At 71.6% G+C, this 17,650-nt stretch carries 13 protein-coding genes, 1 rRNA gene and 1 pseudogene; 11 read left to right on the plus strand and 4 right to left on the minus strand.

Annotation, left to right across the window (positions count from 1 at the left end; translation table 11 throughout):
• Positions 1 to 27: 27 nt before the first annotated feature.
• Positions 28 to 144 (plus strand): 5S ribosomal RNA (rrf, locus tag BM076_RS33820).
• 127 nt (positions 145 to 271) lie between these two features.
• Here the strand turns inward: rrf and BM076_RS33825 are convergent.
• Complete coding sequence (locus tag BM076_RS33825) at positions 272 to 1,231, minus strand: hypothetical protein (protein WP_322937034.1); 960 nt, start codon at positions 1,229 to 1,231, stop codon at positions 272 to 274.
• 572 nt (positions 1,232 to 1,803) lie between these two features.
• On the opposite strand from BM076_RS33825, the gene mtnA reads away from it, so the two are divergent.
• The 7 genes and pseudogenes from mtnA to BM076_RS33860 all read left to right on the plus strand — a co-directional run.
• Positions 1,804 to 2,877 (plus strand): S-methyl-5-thioribose-1-phosphate isomerase, encoded by a 1,074-nt coding sequence (gene mtnA, locus BM076_RS33830; RefSeq protein ID WP_093717609.1) that lies wholly within the window; start codon positions 1,804 to 1,806, stop codon positions 2,875 to 2,877.
• A gap of 119 nt (positions 2,878 to 2,996) precedes the next feature.
• Positions 2,997 to 3,686 carry an MtrAB system response regulator MtrA gene (gene mtrA / locus BM076_RS33835; protein WP_202452062.1) on the plus strand — a complete coding sequence of 230 codons (690 nt, stop codon included), beginning with the start codon at positions 2,997 to 2,999 and terminating at the stop codon, positions 3,684 to 3,686.
• Between the two features lies 1 nt (position 3,687).
• On the plus strand, positions 3,688 to 5,733 hold the full coding sequence (gene mtrB / locus BM076_RS33840; RefSeq protein ID WP_093717610.1) for an MtrAB system histidine kinase MtrB: 2,046 nt from the start codon (positions 3,688 to 3,690) through the stop codon (positions 5,731 to 5,733).
• Positions 5,733 to 7,568: an LpqB family beta-propeller domain-containing protein gene (locus tag BM076_RS33845; protein ID WP_093717611.1), complete on the plus strand. Its 1,836-nt coding sequence runs from the start codon at positions 5,733 to 5,735 to the stop codon at positions 7,566 to 7,568. The genes mtrB and BM076_RS33845 overlap by 1 nt, the downstream gene beginning before the upstream one ends.
• A 171-nt stretch (positions 7,569 to 7,739) precedes the next feature.
• Positions 7,740 to 8,456 carry a ComF family protein gene (locus BM076_RS33850; RefSeq protein WP_093717612.1) on the plus strand — a complete coding sequence of 239 codons (717 nt, stop codon included), beginning with the start codon at positions 7,740 to 7,742 and terminating at the stop codon, positions 8,454 to 8,456.
• Between the two features lie 278 nt (positions 8,457 to 8,734).
• Positions 8,735 to 9,421 carry a ribosome hibernation-promoting factor, HPF/YfiA family gene (gene hpf / locus BM076_RS33855; RefSeq protein WP_407640747.1) on the plus strand — a complete coding sequence of 229 codons (687 nt, stop codon included), beginning with the start codon at positions 8,735 to 8,737 and terminating at the stop codon, positions 9,419 to 9,421.
• Positions 9,422 to 9,599: 178 nt separating this feature from the next.
• Positions 9,600 to 10,277: pseudogene (locus tag BM076_RS33860) on the plus strand (response regulator); the annotation flags it as partial.
• A gap of 84 nt (positions 10,278 to 10,361) precedes the next feature.
• Here BM076_RS33860 and BM076_RS33865 read toward each other — a convergent pair.
• Both BM076_RS33865 and BM076_RS33870 read right to left on the minus strand, forming a co-directional pair.
• The gene (locus BM076_RS33865) at positions 10,362 to 11,549 is read right to left on the minus strand and encodes a winged helix-turn-helix domain-containing protein (protein ID WP_177246748.1); all 1,188 of its coding nucleotides are present in this window, start codon (positions 11,547 to 11,549) and stop codon (positions 10,362 to 10,364) included.
• A gap of 139 nt (positions 11,550 to 11,688) precedes the next feature.
• Entirely contained in the window at positions 11,689 to 12,294 is a 606-nt protein-coding gene (locus BM076_RS33870; protein WP_093717614.1) for a GNAT family N-acetyltransferase, read from the minus strand.
• 218 nt (positions 12,295 to 12,512) lie between these two features.
• Here BM076_RS33870 and secA point away from each other — a divergent pair, with 218 nt between their 5' ends.
• Positions 12,513 to 15,332 (plus strand): preprotein translocase subunit SecA, encoded by a 2,820-nt coding sequence (gene secA, locus BM076_RS33875; protein ID WP_093717615.1) that lies wholly within the window; start codon positions 12,513 to 12,515, stop codon positions 15,330 to 15,332.
• Positions 15,333 to 15,438: 106 nt separating this feature from the next.
• On the opposite strand, the gene BM076_RS33880 is transcribed toward secA, so the two are convergent.
• Positions 15,439 to 15,804, minus strand: a complete 366-nt coding sequence (locus tag BM076_RS33880) for an Rv3235 family protein (protein WP_177246749.1) — start codon at positions 15,802 to 15,804, stop codon at positions 15,439 to 15,441.
• Positions 15,805 to 16,243: 439 nt separating this feature from the next.
• Here BM076_RS33880 and BM076_RS33885 point away from each other — a divergent pair, with 439 nt between their 5' ends.
• Together BM076_RS33885 and BM076_RS33890 are read left to right on the plus strand one after the other, a co-directional pair.
• Positions 16,244 to 16,759, plus strand: coding sequence for a DUF6912 family protein (locus BM076_RS33885; RefSeq protein ID WP_093717646.1), 516 nt, complete (start codon positions 16,244 to 16,246; stop codon positions 16,757 to 16,759).
• Between the two features lie 67 nt (positions 16,760 to 16,826).
• The gene (locus BM076_RS33890; RefSeq protein ID WP_093717617.1) at positions 16,827 to 17,510 is read left to right on the plus strand and encodes an HAD family hydrolase; all 684 of its coding nucleotides are present in this window, start codon (positions 16,827 to 16,829) and stop codon (positions 17,508 to 17,510) included.
• The last annotated feature ends 140 nt before the right edge of the window (positions 17,511 to 17,650 follow it).

The raw sequence follows: 17,650 nt of genomic DNA on the forward strand, positions 1-17,650 counted from the left end.
TTGGGGCGGGTGTGTGTTTCATGGTGTTTCGGTGGTCATAGCGTGAGGGAAACGCCCGGTTACATTCCGAACCCGGAAGCTAAGCCTTTCAGCGCCGATGGTACTGCAGAGGGGACTCTGTGGGAGAGTAGGACACCGCCGAACAATTATTGTCAGAGGCCCGGCCTCGGATCTTCAGGGATCCGGGACCGGGCCTCTTTCGTTTTATGTGGGGGTCGGCGGCAGCACGGTGCCGGCGCCCCTGAATCCGGGGCGTCGGCACCGCTGCGGCTTACTCGCCCTTTTCCGCCGCCCGCAGCAGCTCGATGTCGAGTCCCTCGCGGCGAATGCGCTGGTCCATGTAGAGCAGAGCGGTAACACCGGAACTGATCGGCAGCGTGAGCATCGAGCCGAGGACGGCGCCGATTCCCGCGACACAGAGGAACGTCCAGCCCGGAGTGCTGTCGCCCGACAGGAACGAGCCGACGCTGTCGCCGGTGACGCCGCGGGCGATGAGCAGAAACGGGGCCTGGACGATGGACGACGCGATGTAGACGAGTACGGCGGCGAGGAGTTGGACGCCGAGGACCCGCCACCAGGCGTTCCGTACGAGCTTGGCCGAACGCTTCATCGCCTGGACGATGCCCTGCTTTTCGAGCATGAGCGCCGGCGCCGCCAGGCTCCACTGGACGACCAGCCAGACAGCCGTAACGGCACCGCCGAGCAGGCCGAGGGACGCGAGGGCGGCGCCACCGCTCTCCGCACCCGCCAGCGCGATCAGGGCGCCGGGCAGTGCTGCGACGGCCAGGATGCCCGCAGCGATCAGCGGGATCAGCAGGGTGAGGCCGAGCATCTGCGGCAGGCGCGGCCGGGCCTCCCGCCACGCCTCGCCGGCGGTGACTTTGCGGCCGAGGACGGCGCGGCTTGCGACCACGGCGACCATCGCCGTCGCGGCGATCGTGCCGATCAGGACGACGAGCAGCGTCAGGCCCGTGCTGGCGAAGGCGCCGCTGACGGCGCGCATGATCTCGCCGACGCTCGGGTTGGGATCGTCCCGGAGATTCTGCAGGCGGGTGTCGTCGTCGAGCAGGCTGCCTTCGATCACGACGCCGAGGCCCTGGGTGACCAGGGCGACGACGAAGGTGACGCCGAGGAGCGCCCGCCAGTGACGGCGGAGTACGGACAGCGCGCCGTCGAGGATCTCGCCCGCGCCGAGGGGCCGGAGCGGGATCACGCCGGGCTTCGGTGCCATGGGCCGGGACCAGGGGCCGTGCTGCTGCCAGCCGCCTTGTGCGCCGGGGGCGTTGGCGCCCCAGCGCGGGCCCGACGGTCCGGTGTTGCCGCCGGGCGGCGTTGGCGGTGCCCACCGGCCCCAGCCGGTTCCCGGAGCCTGCCCCGTACCGGCGGGTCCTGTCGGAGGCGGAGAAGGCTGGGACGGAGAGGACGGAGAGGAAGGAGCGGGCGGGGACTGCGGGCGGGAGGTGTCCCGCGGGGTGTGCCGCCATTCGCCCGCGGGCGGTTGCCGTGTCGACCAGCCGCCGGGCGGCGGTGGCGGCGTATCGTCCGGGCCCTTCTCGGCGGCCGGGTCCGAATCGGGCGCCGCGTCCGACGTATCGGCCGCGGTGTCGTCGTCCTTCGGGGGCGGTGCGGGGGAAACGGGGCTGTCGCCGTCCTCCGGCTCGGGTGAGTCGGAGGATCCGGGCGAGGCCCAGCCCGGAGTGTTGGTCATCGGAGGCTGCCCTTCACGTGATGCTCATTTGTGGTAACCGCCGCCATCGTGTCATGGGCTGCCTTGGATCGGGCCGGGCAGGGCAGACTGGACGGATGGGTGATCAGAACGCGCGAGCTGTGACCGATGAGGCCGGCGGTGCCTCCAGTGCCATCCCCGCACTGCGCTGGGAGGAGCCGCCCGAGGGACCTGTGCTGGTGCTGCTCGACCAGACCCGACTTCCGCACGAAGAGGTCGAGTTGGTGTGCACCGACGTCCAGGCGCTGGTGCAGGCGATACGTTCCCTCGCCGTACGCGGCGCCCCGCTGCTGGGGCTGGCCGGTGCGTACGGCATAGCGCTGGCGGCGGCCCGCGGCTACGACGTCAACGAGGCCGCCGACCTGCTGGCGCACGCGCGGCCGACCGCCGTCAACCTCGGGTACGGGGTGCGCCGGGCGGTTGCCGCTTTCCGGGACGCCCCGCCCCACCAGGGCGCCGCCGTGGCGCTCGCGGAGGCGCGGGCGCTGCACGCGGAGGACGCGGCGGCCAGTACGGCGATGGCACGCCACGGCGCGCAGCTGCTCGCCGAGTTGGTGCCCGGCGGCGGCTACCGGCTGCTGACGCACTGCAACACCGGCGCGCTGGTGTCCGGCGGCGAGGGCACCGCGCTCGGTGTCGTCCTCGCGGCGCACCGGGCCGGTGAACTGCGGCGGTTGTGGGTGGACGAGACCCGACCGCTGCTCCAGGGCGCGCGGTTGACGGCGTACGAGGCCGCGCGGGCCGGGATGCCGTACACGCTGCTCGCCGACAACGCGGCCGGGTCCCTGTTCACGGCGGGCGAGGTCGACGCGGTGCTGGTCGGCGCGGACCGTATCGCCGCCGACGGCTCCACGGCCAACAAGGTCGGCAGCTACCCGCTGGCGGTGCTCGCCCGCTACCACCACGTCCCCTTCGTCGTCGTGGCCCCGACCACGACCATCGACCTGGCCACGCCGAACGGCGACGCGATCGAGGTCGAGCAGCGCGCCGGCAGCGAAGTGACCGACCTGGCACCGTCCCCGCTGGGCACCCAGGCCTACAACCCCGCGTTCGACGTGACGCCTCCGGAGCTGATTACTGCGATCATCACGGAGAACGGTGTGGTCTCACCGGTCACCGCAGAAAGTATCGTAACTGTGTGTAATCGGTAGACTCCATGGGGAAGCTCTGATCAGGGGGATCGGGGGGCGCATCTGTGGTCATCCAAGGACAATGGTCGCGAAACGTGACCTCGATCACCAAAGGTCACCGGTAACGATATGCAAATGGGATGATGGTCGGTATGAAGGGACGAGTCCTGGTCGTCGATGACGACACCGCGCTGTCAGAGATGCTGGGCATCGTGCTGCGCGGAGAGGGTTTTGAGCCGTCGTTCTGTGCCGACGGTGACAAGGCGCTGGCTGCTTTTCGGGAGACCAAGCCGGATCTGGTGCTCCTGGACCTGATGCTGCCCGGGAGGGACGGCATTGATGTGTGCCGGCAGATCCGGGCGGAGTCCGGGGTGCCGATCGTGATGCTCACGGCGAAGAGCGACACCGTGGATGTGGTGGTGGGGCTCGAGTCGGGGGCGGACGACTATGTGATCAAGCCGTTCAAGCCGAAGGAACTGGTGGCCCGGGTCAGGGCGCGGCTGCGCAGGGCCGAGGAGCCCACGCCCGAGCAGCTCGCCATCGGCGATCTGGTGATCGACGTGGCGGGGCACTCCGTGAAGCGGGACGGGCAGCCGATAGCGCTGACGCCGCTGGAGTTCGACCTGCTGGTGGCGCTGGCCCGCAAGCCGTGGCAGGTATTCACCCGGGAGGTGCTGCTGGAGCAGGTCTGGGGCTACCGGCACGCCGCCGATACGCGGCTGGTCAATGTCCATGTGCAGCGGCTGCGGTCCAAGGTGGAGCAGGACCCGGAGCGCCCCGAGATCGTGGTGACCGTCCGCGGTGTCGGTTACAAGGCGGGGCCGGGCTGAGATGTGCGCGTCGTACGAGCGGGAGCGGCTGGAGAGCCGGTTGGCGGACCCTGTGCGGGGTCTGCAGCCGGTTTTCCGCTCGTTCGTGCGCTGGGCACGGCGGCCGTTGCAGCCGGGGGTACGGCTGTGGCGGCGCAATCTGCAGCTGCGGGTGGTCGCCTTCACACTGCTGATGTCGGTCGGCGTGGTGCTGCTGCTGGGCTTCGTGGTGATCGGGCAGGTGAAGAACGGCCTGCTCGACGCCAAGGAGAAGGCTGCGGAGAATCAGGCGACCACCGGTTTCTCGATCGCGCAGCAGATGGCGTTCAAGAACGACACTGACGCGCCCGCCGCGAACAGCCCGCGCAATCCCGAGGACTCCGGGGCGTGGCTGACGCGGCTGGTCCAGTACTTCTCCAGCGGCGGCAACGGCGTGTACTGGATCGCCACGCTCAGCCCCGGCGCGGACGACAGCCGCCTGGAGGGCGCGGTCAACGCGCACGGGCCGCGCAGCTCCGGCAGCCTGCTGCCGCAGGCCAGCATTCCCAAGTCGCTCAGTGACTCGGTGGAGACGCACACCGGCGCGCTCAAGCAGTACACGACGGTGGTGACGGACGACGGCAAGCCGCCGCAGCCCGCGCTGGCCATAGGCAAACGGCTCACCGACATCAATGGCAAGCCGTATCAGCTGTACTACCTGTTCCCGTTCGGGCAGGAGTCAAAGACGCTCGGCCTGGTCAAGGGCACGCTGGCGACGGCGGGCATCTTCGTGGTGGTGTTGCTCGGCGCCATCGCGTGGCTGGTGACGCGGCAGGTGGTCACGCCGGTACGGATGGCGGCCGGGATCGCGGAGCGGCTGGCGGCCGGCCGATTGCAGGAACGTATGCAGGTGTCGGGCGAGGACGACATCGCCCGCCTCGGTGAGTCCTTCAACAAGATGGCGCAGAATCTCCAGGTCAAGATCCAGCAGCTGGAGGACCTGTCGAGGATGCAGCGCCGTTTCGTCTCGGACGTCTCGCACGAGCTGCGCACCCCGCTGACGACGGTACGGATGGCGGCGGACGTCATCCACGACGCGCGGACCGACTTCGATCCGGTGACCGCGCGCTCCGCGGAGCTGCTGCAGAACCAGCTGGACCGCTTCGAGTCGCTGCTGTCCGACCTGCTGGAGATCAGCCGGTTCGACGCGGGCGCCGCGGAGCTGGCGGCCGAGCCGATCGACCTGCGCGATGTCGTCCGGCGGGTGGTGGACGCCGCCGAGCCGCTGGCCGAGCGCAAGGGCAGCCGGGTGTCGATACGCGGCGACGCGCAGCCGGTGATAGCGGAGGTCGACCCGCGGCGGGTGGAGCGGGTGCTGCGCAATCTGGTGGTCAACGCGATCGAGCACGGCGACGGCCGGGACGTGGTGGTCCGGCTGGCGACGGCCGACGGCGCGGTGGCCGTCGCGGTACGGGACTACGGTGTCGGGCTGAAGCCCGGCGAGGCGACCCGGGTGTTCAACCGCTTCTGGCGCGCCGACCCGGCGCGGGCGCGTACCACCGGCGGGACGGGCCTCGGCCTGTCCATCGCGGTGGAGGACGCGCGGCTGCACGGCGGCTGGCTCCAGGCGTGGGGCGAGCCGGGCGGCGGCTCGCAGTTCCGGATGACGCTGCCGCGGACCGCGGGCGACAGCCTGCGCGGTTCGCCGATACCGCTGGAGCCGGACGACTCGCGGCGCAACCGCGGGCTGAATTCCTCGGGGCTGCCGGCCAGGCCCGTGGCGGCGGCCGTGCCGGTGCCGCGCAGCGCGGGCGACGCGGGACGCGGTCATGGCGGGACGTCGGGGCCGCAGATCCCGCCGATGCCCGGCGCGGCGCCGCAGCCGCCGTCGGCCGATCCTGCGGCGCTGCCCGGCAGCGGCGCGCGCGTCGTGGGACGGACGGAGGGCCGCGGCGACACGCGGCTGGACGGGCGCGGAGACATGCGCGGTGACATGCGGGTGGACGGTCGTGTCGACGGGCGTGCGGACGGCCGTGTCGACGGCCGTGTTGACGGGCGTGTGGACCCGTTCCGGGAGGACGACATCTGATGGGTGCGGTGGGGGGCAGGGCACGCCTGCTGCGGAGCTGGCCGGGCGTGGTGGGCGCGGCATTGCTGCTGGCCGGCTGTGCGTCGATGCCCAGCAGCGGTGAGGTGCGCAAGGTCGGCCAGGGGCAGCACGCGGACGTGGACTCGCAGGTGCGGGTCTTCCCGTCCGCGCCGCACCGCGGCGAGAGCGCGTCGGACATCGTCAACGGCTTCATGGAGGCCACCACCAGCGACGAGACCGATTTCGCGACCGCCGAGAAGTACCTCACCAAGGCGCTGCAGAAGACCTGGGACCCGACGGCGAAGATCACCGTCCTGACGTCCTCGGCCCAGCCGAAGGAGGCGTCGGTCACGGGCTCGGGCCGCAAGGAGAGCTCGGTGATCGTCGACCTCACCGGTACGAAGGCGGCAGTGGTCGACGCCAAGCACACGTACACGCCGGAGGCGGGCGCGTACGACGCCTCCTTCCGCCTGGTCAAGGAGAACAACGAGTGGCGGATCGACGACCTCGATGACGGTCTGGTGATCTCCCAGCAGGACTTCAGCCGGATTTACCACCCGGTCAACATGTACTACTTCGCCTCGCTCGGACCGGACACGCAGCGTGCGGGCGGAGCCGACAAGACGCTGGTCGCCGACCCGGTGTTCCTGCGTAATCAGAGCGACTCCGTGGTGTCCACCGTCAGCACACTGCTGGGCGGGCCGTCGAAGTGGCTGGCGCCCGTGGTCAGCACGGCCGTGCCCAAGGGGGTGCGGCTCTACGACAAGGCGGCCGACCGCGGTGTGACGCTCGACGACTCCCAACACCTGAAGGTCCGGCTCGACGCGACCGCGCAGCGGCTCGGCGGGGAGCCGGGCTGCACTCGGCTGGCGGCGCAGCTCTTCACCACGGTGCAGGACCAGAGCGTGCCCAAGCTGGCCGCGGTGGACCTGGCGGCGGCCGACGGGCGGTCGGTCTGCTCGCTGGGCAAGGACCAGGCGGCGGCGTACGGCGCGCAGAACCTCGTCGGTTCGTCGGAGCGGCAGTACTACATCGGGGCGCAGCCGCACCGGCTGCTGGCACTGTCCTCGACCGGCTCGACGTCGGCCAGGCCGGTGAACGGCCCGTTCGGCGAGACCAAGGCGAACCTGGAGGCGGTCGCGGTCGGCCGTGACGAGCGGATCGCCGCAGGGGTGCGCGAGAACGGCCGTCAGCTGGTGGTCGGCTCGCTGATCGAGGACGGACCTTTCGCCCCTCCGGTGCTGACCAGCAAGGTCAAGGGCGGGCTGAGCGCGCCGAGCTGGGACGGGTTCGACGATCTGTGGGTCGCCGACCGCGATCCGAGCGCTCCCCGGGTGGTCGTGCTGCGCAACGGCGGCGGGGATCCGATTCCGGTGTCCGTGGAGGGCCTGACCGGCCGTGTCGAGGCGCTGCGGGTGGCCTCGGACGGGGTCCGGATCGCGATGCTCGTGCAGCAGGACGGGCTCGGAAAGCTGAAGCTGGGGCGGATCGAGCGGAGCGGGACGCAGCAGCACCCGAAATTCGCGGTGAAGGATCTGCGCACGCTGACTCCCGAGGGGGAGGGCGTCACGTCCGTCTCCTGGGCGGGCCCGAGCCGGCTGGTGGTGCTCGACGACAACCAGTCCGACCGTGCGGAGCAGATCCAGTACGTGAACACCGACGGCTGGGCGACCACACCCTTCGAGGGGATCAGCCAGGCGGCGTCGGTGGCCGCTTCCGAGGACCTGTCTCGGCCGCTGCTGGCCTCGTTCGACCACAGCGTCTACCGGCTGCCTCCGGACTCCACGGGCAAGCGGGTGGAGCCGAAGGGCGACGATCCGGTGTACCCGGGCTGAGACGCCCTGGTCCGGCCTGGGCCGGGGGCGTCCTGTCTGTCCCGGCCGGGACACCTCCGTCCACCTGGTCTGCCCTGCCCGACCTGCCCCCGCAGCGCGCTTCGGGAAGTTATCCACAGGCCGGGAGAAGGGGCTGGCGGCGGGGGTGCGAAACCGGGCAGAGTGGACGTCATGCGGGGCTGGTGGCAGGAGATCACCGGACTGGTCCTGCCGGTGGACTGCGCCGGGTGCGGGCGTCCGCGGACGGAACTGTGCGAGCGGTGCCGGGTACTGATCGGTGGGGCGGCCGGATCGGTACCGGTGCGGCGCGTACGTCCGACGCCGGAGCCGCCGGGGCTGCCGCCGGTCTACGCCGCGGGCCGGTACGGGGACGAGGTGCGGGCGGTGGTGCTGGCGCACAAGGAGCGGGGTGCGCTGGGACTGGCCGGACCGCTCGGCACGGCGCTGGCGGCGGCCGTGCGGCGGGTCGGCGTCACCGGCACGGTCCTGCTGGTCCCGGTGCCCTCCGCGCGGCGGGCGGTGGCGCGGCGGGGCCACGACGCCACCGCGCGGATCGCCCGGGCCGCCGCCCGGGAGCTGCGCCGGGGCGGGGCACCCGCCAGGGCGGTCGCCGCATTGCGCCAGCGGCGGCCGGTGGCCGACCAGTCCGGTCTCGGCGCGGCCGGACGGCCGGTCAATCTGGCGGGCGCGGTGACGGCCGCCGGCGGCGCGGCGGGGCTGCTGTGCGCGGCGCCTGTCGTGCTGGTGGACGACCTCATGACCACCGGAGCCTCACTGACCGTGGCGGCGCGGGCGGTGGAGGCGGCCGGAGGCCGGGTGGCGGGGGCCGCGGTGGTGGCCGGGCCGCACGACGAGGAACTCCACTCGGATGCGCGTCGTTGCAGGTAGTAGCGGCGCATATTCACTCGGACGGGGGTATGGCGTCGCTGGGGATGCCGACCTCCACACTCCGGGACTATGTTCGGGGGAGAGGGAAGCGGACACCGTGGGGTGTTGATCTTCCCAGTGGGGCAGGAGGAGGTGAAAGCCGCGGCTTCGCGGTCCCCGGTCAGCCCCGGGAGGCGAAGCGGCAGCAGACGCAGCGCCGGACGGGACGTGCGCCCGGGCCGGCCTCAGCGAAAGGGATCGCCTCCGGAGAACGGGGCGATCCGGGAACGGAGTTCTGCGTGGACATCGTCGTCAAGGGCCGCAAGACCGAGGTGCCCGAGCGGTTCCGGAAGCACGTGGCCGAGAAGCTGGACAAGATCCAGAAGCTCGACGGCAAGGTGATCAGCCTCGACGTCGAGGTGTCCAAGGAGCTCAACCCCCGTCAGGCGGACCACGCCGACCGGGTGGAGATCACTCTCAACACCCGGGGCCCGGTGGTCCGGGCGGAGGCCGCCGCCGCCGACCCGTATGCGGCGCTCGACCTCGCGGTGTCCAAGCTGGAGGCGCGGCTGCGCAAGGCCGCGAGCAAGCGGCACACCCGGCGCGGGAACGGCCGGATCTCCGCGGCCGAGGTGGCGGCCACCGTTCCGGACGCGGCCACCATCAACGGCGACGGGACGCTTGCCGCCGACGAGCCGGGAGCGGACGGGGTTCCCACGAAGAAGTTCGGCCCGCTGGAGGTGCGGGGCGAGGGCCCGCTGGTGGTCAGGGAGAAGACGCACGCGGCCTCGCCGATGGCGCTCGACCAGGCGCTCTACGAGATGGAGCTGGTCGGGCACGACTTCTACCTGTTCGTGGACAGCGAGACCAAGCAGCCGAGCGTCGTGTACCGCAGGCACGGTTACGACTACGGCGTCATCCATCTCAACTCCGACGAGAGCACCGTGGAAGGACCGGCGGGCGCGGGCGGGGCGCTGCGCCGCTGAGAGCCGGGCGCGCGGGCACGTGTGACGGTGCCCCCGGGCGGTCCCGGGGGCACCACCGCGCCCGGACGTGAAATGCTGGACCAGTGGTCAACTCTGGTCTGAGGGGGAAGATCTGATGCCGGAGAGCTTTGAGCGCGGAACCACCGGCGAGGGCGGTCCGATCCCGTACGACGAACCCGCCGGTCCGGTGCGTGCGGAGCCCATCCGAGTGCTGGTGGTCGACGATCACGCGCTCTTCAGACGGGGCCTGGAGATCGTGCTCGCGCAGGAGGAGGACATCCAGGTCATCGGGGAGGCGGGGGACGGCGCGGAGGCCGTGGACAAGGCCGCCGACCTGCTGCCGGACATCGTGCTGATGGATGTGCGGATGCCGCGCCGCGGCGGGATCGAGGCGTGCACCTCGATCAAGGAGGTCGCTCCCAGCGCCAAGATCATCATGCTGACGATAAGCGATGAGGAGGCCGACCTCTACGAGGCGATCAAGGCCGGGGCGACCGGCTATCTCCTCAAGGAGATCTCCACCGACGAGGTGGCCACCGCGATCCGCGCGGTCGCCGACGGCCAGTCGCAGATCAGCCCGTCGATGGCCTCGAAACTGCTGACCGAGTTCAAGTCGATGATCCAGCGCACCGACGAGCGGCGGCTGGTGCCCGCGCCCAAGCTCACCGACCGGGAGCTGGAAGTCCTCAAGCTGGTGGCCACCGGGCTGAACAACCGGGACATCGCCAAGGAACTCTTCATCAGCGAGAACACCGTGAAGAACCATGTGCGCAACATCCTGGAGAAGCTGCAGCTGCACTCCCGGATGGAGGCCGTGGTCTACGCGATGCGCGAGAAGATCCTCGAAATCCGCTGACAGCGGCCGACGGCGGCTCGTCCGGACGGGGCCGGGGCCGGGCGCGCCCCCGGGCCGCCCGGCCCCGACCCCGCGTTCAACGGGTCAGCGGCGGTCGTGGGTCAGCTTGACCGCCGCCTCCAGCGGGGCGCGCAGGGTCTCCGGAAGGACCCGCTCCACCCGGGCCTGCTCGCAGCCCACCCAGCCCGCCGCCTCCGCGATGGCGTCCGCGGCGGGCTGCACGGCCTTCGGGCCGTCCAGCGTGACCTGCCGCGCCACCAGAGTCTTCCCCTCGCGCGCCGGATCCACCCGGCCCACCAGCTGCCCGCCGGCCAGCAGCGGCATCGCGAAGTAGCCGTGGATCCGCTTCGGTTTGGGGGTGTACGCCTCCAGCCGGTGGGTGAAGCCGAAGATCCGCTCGGTGCGCGGCCGGTCCCAGATCAGTGAGTCGAACGGCGACAGCAGCGTCGTACGGTGCCGGCCGCGCGGCACGCTCTCCAGCGCCGCCGGATCGGCCCACGCGGGCTTGCCCCAGCCCTCGACCTCGACCGGCACCAGGCCCGTACCCTCGATCACCGCCGTCACCTGCTCGCCCTTGAGCCGGTGGTAGTCCGCGAGGTCCGCCCGGGTGGCCACCCCCATCGCCGCGCCCGCCTGCGCCACCAGCCGCCGCATGCACTCAGCGTCGTCCAGGTCGTCGTGCAGCAGCGCGTCCGGCACCGCCCGCTCGGCCAGGTCGTAGATCCGCTTCCAGCCGCGCCGCCGGGTGCAGACCACCTCACCGGTGTCCAGCAGCCACTCCACCGCGATCTTGGTCTCCGACCAGTCCCACCACGGGCCACCGTTCTTCGCGCCGCCGAGCTGGGTGGAAGTGAGCGGCCCGTCCGCCTTGAGCCGGTCGAGCACGGCGGCGCACGAGCGCTCGGCGTCCTCCATCACGTGCCAGCGGTGGCCGCGCGCCCGCCGGGCCCGGCGCCGGAAGGCGAAGTGCGGCCACTCCTCGATCGGCAGGATGCAGGCGGCGTGCGACCAGTACTCGAAGGCGTGGTCGCCGGACCAGTACGCCTCCTCCACCTCCGTACGGCCGACCGCGCCCAGCCGCGCGTACGGGATCAGCTCGTGCGAGCGGGCTAGCACCGAGATCGTGTCGAGCTGCACCGCGCCCAGCGAGCGCAGCACTCCGCGCGTCCCCGCCCGCCGGTCGGGAGCGCCGAGGAAACCCTGCGCGCGCAGGGCGATCCTGCGGGCTTCGTCGGCGGACAGGGAGAGCTGAGGAGGGGGCAGCGGTGTCATGCCGCACAGCGTAGGACCGACCACTGACAGCGGCCCCTGACACCGCTCCCGCACCGGCCCCGCACCGGACCCGCATCGCTCCCGCACCGGACCCGCGCCACCTTCGTACCGGCCCCGGCCTGCGAGAACAGCGGCGGAGCTACGCCTCGGACGCCCCGTACGGCGTGTACGGGGTCTTGCTCGCGCGGCCCCAGTCCGACGGCAGCAGCGAGGCGCTCCAGGCGTCGCGCCGGGTGCCGTTCTGCACGATCTTGGACCGCACCGTGCCCTCCATGACGAAGCCGACGGACAGCGCGACCGCGCGCGAGCCCTCGTTGCCGGCCTCCGCGTACCACTCGATCCGCTCCAGGCCGAGCGTCTCGAAGCCCCAGGCGCAGACGGCGCGGGCGGCCTCGGCGGTGTAGCCCTTGCGGCGCTGCTCCTTGGCCGTCCAGAACCCCAGCTCGGCCTGCCGCTCGGGCCCGGCCAGGCCACCGCTGCCGCCGAAGCGCATCAGGCCCATCGAGCTGACCAGCGCGCCACCGTCAAGCGTGAAGACGCCGAAATTGAGGAGATTCTCCTCGCGCCAGCCGTCCGCGCTGATCCGCCCGATGAAGTCCGCCGCGTGCTCGTGCGTGTACGGCGACGGGACCGCCGTCCAGCGCGGAATGTCCGGATCCTGGCAGGCCGCGACCACCGCGTCGGCGTCCCCGGGCTCCAGGGGACGCAGCCGCAGCCGCTCGGTGGTGAGGGTAATGGGCTCCATGGCCGAAGTATCCGGGACGGCCGACTCCTGTGGAAAACCGTTTTGCCACCTCGGGGCCTCCCGGCCCGCTGGTCTCCTCGCTTACGATGGCCGTTGCAGCGGACCTATCGGCTGACAGCCCACGGCAGACAGTCATCGGCGAACACCGGCAGATCAAACCCCGCTGTGCCCGGTGCGGGGCACCCGCGCCAGGCCCGACCGGCAAGGAGCCAGCCTACGTGTCCGTCTTCAACAAGCTCATGCGTGCAGGCGAAGGCAAGATCCTGCGCAAGCTGCACCGCATCGCGGACCAGGTCAATTCCATCGAAGAGGACTTCGTCAACCTCACCGATGCCGAGCTGCGGGCCCTCACCGACGAGTACAAGGAGCGGTACGAGGAGGGCGAGTCCCTCGACGACCTGCTGCCCGAGGCGTTCGCCACCGTCCGTGAGGCCGCCAAGCGCGTGCTCGGACAGCGTCACTACGACGTCCAGATCATGGGCGGCGCCGCCCTGCACCTCGGCTACGTCGCCGAGATGCGCACCGGCGAGGGCAAGACCCTGGTCGGCACGCTGCCCGCGTACCTGAACGGGATCTCCGGCAAGGGCGTCCACCTGATCACGGTCAACGACTACCTGGCCGAGCGCGACTCGGAGTGGATGGGCCGCGTCCACAAATTCCTCGGCCTCGAGGTCGGCTGCATCCTGGCGAACATGTCGCCCGCCGAGCGCCGCGCCATGTACGCCTGCGACATCACGTACGGCACCAACAACGAATTCGGCTTCGACTACCTGCGCGACAACATGGCGTGGTCGAAGGACGAGTTGGTGCAGCGCGGCCACAACTTCGCGATCGTCGACGAGGTCGACTCGATCCTGGTGGACGAGGCCCGTACGCCGCTGATCATCTCCGGCCCGGCCGACCAGGCCACCAAGTGGTACAGCGACTTCGCCCGCCTGGTGCGGCGGCTCAACCGCGGCGAGGCCGGCAGCCTCGGCAAGGAGGAGACCGGCGACTACGACGTGGACGAGAAGAAGCGCACCGTCGCCATCCACGAGTCCGGTGTCTCCAAGGTCGAGGACTGGCTGGGCATCGACAACCTCTACGAGTCGGTGAACACCCCCCTGGTCGGCTACCTGAACAACGCCATCAAGGCCAAGGAGCTGTACAAGAACGACAAGGACTACGTCGTCATCGACGGCGAGGTCATGATCGTCGACGAGCACACCGGCCGTATCCTCGCCGGCCGCCGCTACAACGAGGGCATGCACCAGGCGATCGAGGCGAAGGAAGGGGTGGACATCAAGGACGAGAACCAGACGCTCGCCACGATCACCCTGCAGAACTTCTTCCGCCTGTACGACAAGCTCTCCGGCATGACCGGTACGGCCATGACCGAGGCCGCCGAATTCCACCAGATCTACAAGCTCGGCGTCGTCCCGATCCCGACCAACCGCCCGCTGGCCCGGATGGACAAGCCCGACCTGATCTACCGGACCGAAGAGGCGAAGTTCACCGCCGTCGTCGAGGACATCGTCGAGAAGCACGAGAAGGGCCAGCCGGTCCTGGTCGGCACCGTCTCCGTCGAGAAGTCCGAATACCTGTCGGCCCAGCTGTCCAAGCGCGGTGTGCCGCACGAGGTGCTCAACGCCAAGCAGCACGACCGTGAGGCGTCGATCGTCGCCCAGGCGGGCCGCAAGGGCGCCGTCACCGTCGCCACCAACATGGCCGGCCGCGGCACCGACATCAAGCTCGGCGGCAACCCCGACGACCTCGCCGAGGCGGAGCTGCGCCAGCGCGGCCTCGACCCGGTCGAGCACGTCGAGGAGTGGGCGGCGGCGCTGCCGGACGCCCTGGAGCGCGCCGAGCAGGCGGTCAAGGCCGAGCACGAAGAGGTCGTCGACCTCGGCGGGCTCTACGTGCTGGGCACCGAGCGGCACGAGTCGCGCCGCATCGACAACCAGCTGCGCGGCCGGTCAGGACGTCAGGGCGACCCCGGCGAGTCCCGCTTCTACCTCTCCCTCGGCGACGACCTGATGAGGCTGTTCAAGGCGCAGATGGTCGAGCGCGTCATGGCGATGGCCAATGTGCCCGACGACGTGCCGATCGAGAACAAGATGGTCACCCGGGCGATCGCCTCCGCCCAGTCGCAGGTCGAGCAGCAGAACTTCGAGATCCGCAAGAACGTCCTGAAGTACGACGAGGTGCTCAACCGGCAGCGCGAGGTCATCTACGGCGAGCGCCGCCGCGTCCTGGAGGGCGAGGACCTGCACGAGCAGGTGCAGCACTTCATGGACGACACCATCGACGCGTACATCGACGCGGAGACCAAGGAGGGCTTCGCCGAGGACTGGGACCTGGACCGGCTGTGGGGCGCCTTCAAGCAGCTCTACCCGGCGAAGGTCACCATCGAGGAGCTGGAGGACGCGGCCGGCGACCGGGCCGGGATCACCGCCGAATTCATCGCGGAGTCCGTCAAGGACGACATCCACGAGCAGTACGCGGAGCGCGAGAAGACGCTCACCGAGGACATCATGCGCGAGCTGGAGCGGCGCGTGGTGCTGTCGGTGCTGGACCGCAAGTGGCGTGAGCACCTCTACGAGATGGACTACCTCCAGGAGGGCATCGGGCTGCGCGCAATGGCGCAGCGCGACCCGCTGGTGGAGTACCAGCGCGAGGGCTTCGACATGTTCGGCGCCATGATGGACGGCATCAAGGAGGAGTCCGTCGGCTACCTGTTCAACCTGGAGGTGCAGGTCGAGCAGCAGGTCGAGGAGGTCCCGGTGGACGCCGTCGCCGTCGCCGAGGCCCCGCAGGACGCGGCGCCCTCGCTGGTCAAGGACGCCCGCCCGGAGATCCGTGCCAAGGGCCTTGAGGCCCCCAAGCGGGTCGACCGGCTGCACTTCTCCGCGCCGTCGGTGGACGGCGAGGGCGGTGTCGTCGAGGGCGACTTCGCGGGTGTCGACGCGGCCGACGGTACGGTCGCCGGCTCCGGTGACGGCCAGACCCGCGCGGAGCGTCGCAAGGCCGCCAAGGGCGGTCGGCGCCGCAAGAAGTAACGCCGTGCGGCGCGCTTGACGACGTTCGGCCCGCGGGGCCGGGCCCGGTTTTCCGCCGGGTCCGGCCCCGCGGCCGTTTCCGGGCGGCCGGCCACGGCCCGCGGCCTCATCGGGCCTGCACCGCGGTGCAGCGCCAGTCGGGCGCGGTCGCGGCCGGGCCGTCCGGGGCGGCGGGCTCCAGGCGGAAGGCCAGGGCGCGGAAGACGTCCTGGTCCAGGGCGACGACGGCGGCGACCTCCAGGGCGCCGTCCGCGGTGCGGAAGCAGCGGCAGCGGTACACGTACGGGGTACGGCCGCGGACCCGCCGCCGCCAGTCGGCGCGGGCGGCGTGCAGCTCCCACAGCCGCTGATACGCCTCGTCCCTGACCCGCCCGGCGAGCGAGGTCAGCGGGCGGCGGCCGGTGAGCACGTCGAGCAGCCGCCCGGCGAACCACACGTGCGGCGCGGGCGGTCGCGGCAGGGGCCGCGCCACGGCCCCTGGGCGCCCGCCGGGCCGCCCCGCGGGACGGCGGCTGTCCCTGCGTCCCGGCGGCGCCCCGCGGCCCGCAGGGGCCCGGCGACGGGCTGGGGCGGGAGCGGGACCCGGCGCGGCGGCGGGCCCGGCTGTGGGCGGGGATGCGGGGGCGGACACGAGAGCGGATGCGGGCGGCTGCTGCGGCGTCGTCTGCACGGGGGCGTCCTGTCGGTCGGATCGGTCGGGGTCGGTCGGGCCGGGGCGATCGGGTCGGTCGGGCGGGACCGGTCGGGGCCGGTCGGTAGGGACCGGCCGGGCCGTGATCGCTACTGGCGGGTAGGGCGGTGACAGGGCGGTTCTAGGGCGGCCGGGAAGCCCTCGGCAAGCGCGGACCCGGCCCGTGGCGGGGCGCCACGAATTCACCTATTCGCGTGGTGGCGGCCGTATGCTTCACGCCATGCGCGTCTACATTCCAACGACCCTGGCGGGGCTGGCCGAGGCGTACAAGGCGGGCGAGCTGGGGCCCGCGCCGCTGGACGCCTACGCGGTGACGCCGAGCCTGCGCGAGTGGTACGTCTCGGACGACATCGAGGAACTGGAGTACGCGGCGCTCAATCGCGCCGCCCAGGCGTCGCTGCGGCTGCTGGCCGTCCACCCGGACACCGCCCGCCGCCGGGTCGTCGTCGCGGTGGACGTGGACGACGCGGCCGTCGCGTACGACCCGGACCACGGCCTGGACCCCGGCTCGCTCGGCGAGGTCCGGCTCTCGCGCGCCGTGCCGCTGGCGAAGACGGCCGCGGTGCACGCGGACGCCGACGAGGCGGAGCCCGATGTGACCGCCGCCGCGGCGGCGGTCGGCGCGGCCGACATGGGCGACGACGACGCGCAGTTCACGGTGGACGGCGCCGAGGACCACGACCTGCTCTGGTACGCCACGCAGGAGATCCCGCACCTGATCGACCTGATCGGCTGAATCCGAACCCCCCGCCCGGCCACCCTCGGGCACCGGGCTGTCACACCCCCCGAGTACGGTTCGTGGAATGAGCACGCAATTCGTCGGCGCCAAGGGGCCGCACCTGGTGTGGGACTGGAACGGCACGCTGTTCCACGACATCCACGCGGTGATCGAGGCGACCAACGCCTCCTTCGCCGAGCTGGGCATGGCCCCGATCACCCTGGAGCGCTACCAGGAGCTGTACTGCGTGCCCGTGCCGCGCTTCTACGAGCGGCTGATGGGACGGCTGCCCACCGACGCCGAGTGGGAGGTGCTCGACGCCTCCTTCCACCGGCACTACTGGACACTGGCCGAGCGCTGCGGCCTCACCGACGGCGCCGCCGATCTGCTGGCCGCGCGCCGGGCCGCGGGCCTGACGCAGTCGCTGTGCTCGCTCGCCCCGCACGCCGAACTGCTGCCGGTGGTCACCTCGCACGGCATCATCGAGCACTTCGTCCGGGTGGACGGCCGCACCGGCCCGTCCAGCGCGGGCAAGGCCGAGCAGATGGCCCGCCACCTCGCCGCGCTGGAGGGCGCGGGCGCCGATCCGTCCCGGGTCGTGGTGATCGGCGACGCCCTGGACGACGCGGTCGCCGCCGACCATGTCGGCGCGCACGCCGTGCTCTACACCGGCGGTTCGCACAGCCGGGCCAGCCTGGAGAGCGCCGGGGTGCCGGTGGTCGACACCCTCGCCGAGGCCGTCGCGCAGGCCGAGCGAATAGCGGGCTGACCCCGGACGGAGATCCGCCGCGCACCTGACGGATGCCCCCCGCCCACCGGACAGATGGCCGCCGCGCGCCGGACGGACCTGTCCGTTCGGTCCAAAGATGTGCAGTGCATTTGTACGAAGACGTCTCCTGACAGGCACCC

Source organism: Actinacidiphila alni (assembly GCF_900112845.1).
Classification (GTDB): domain Bacteria; phylum Actinomycetota; class Actinomycetes; order Streptomycetales; family Streptomycetaceae; genus Actinacidiphila; species Actinacidiphila alni.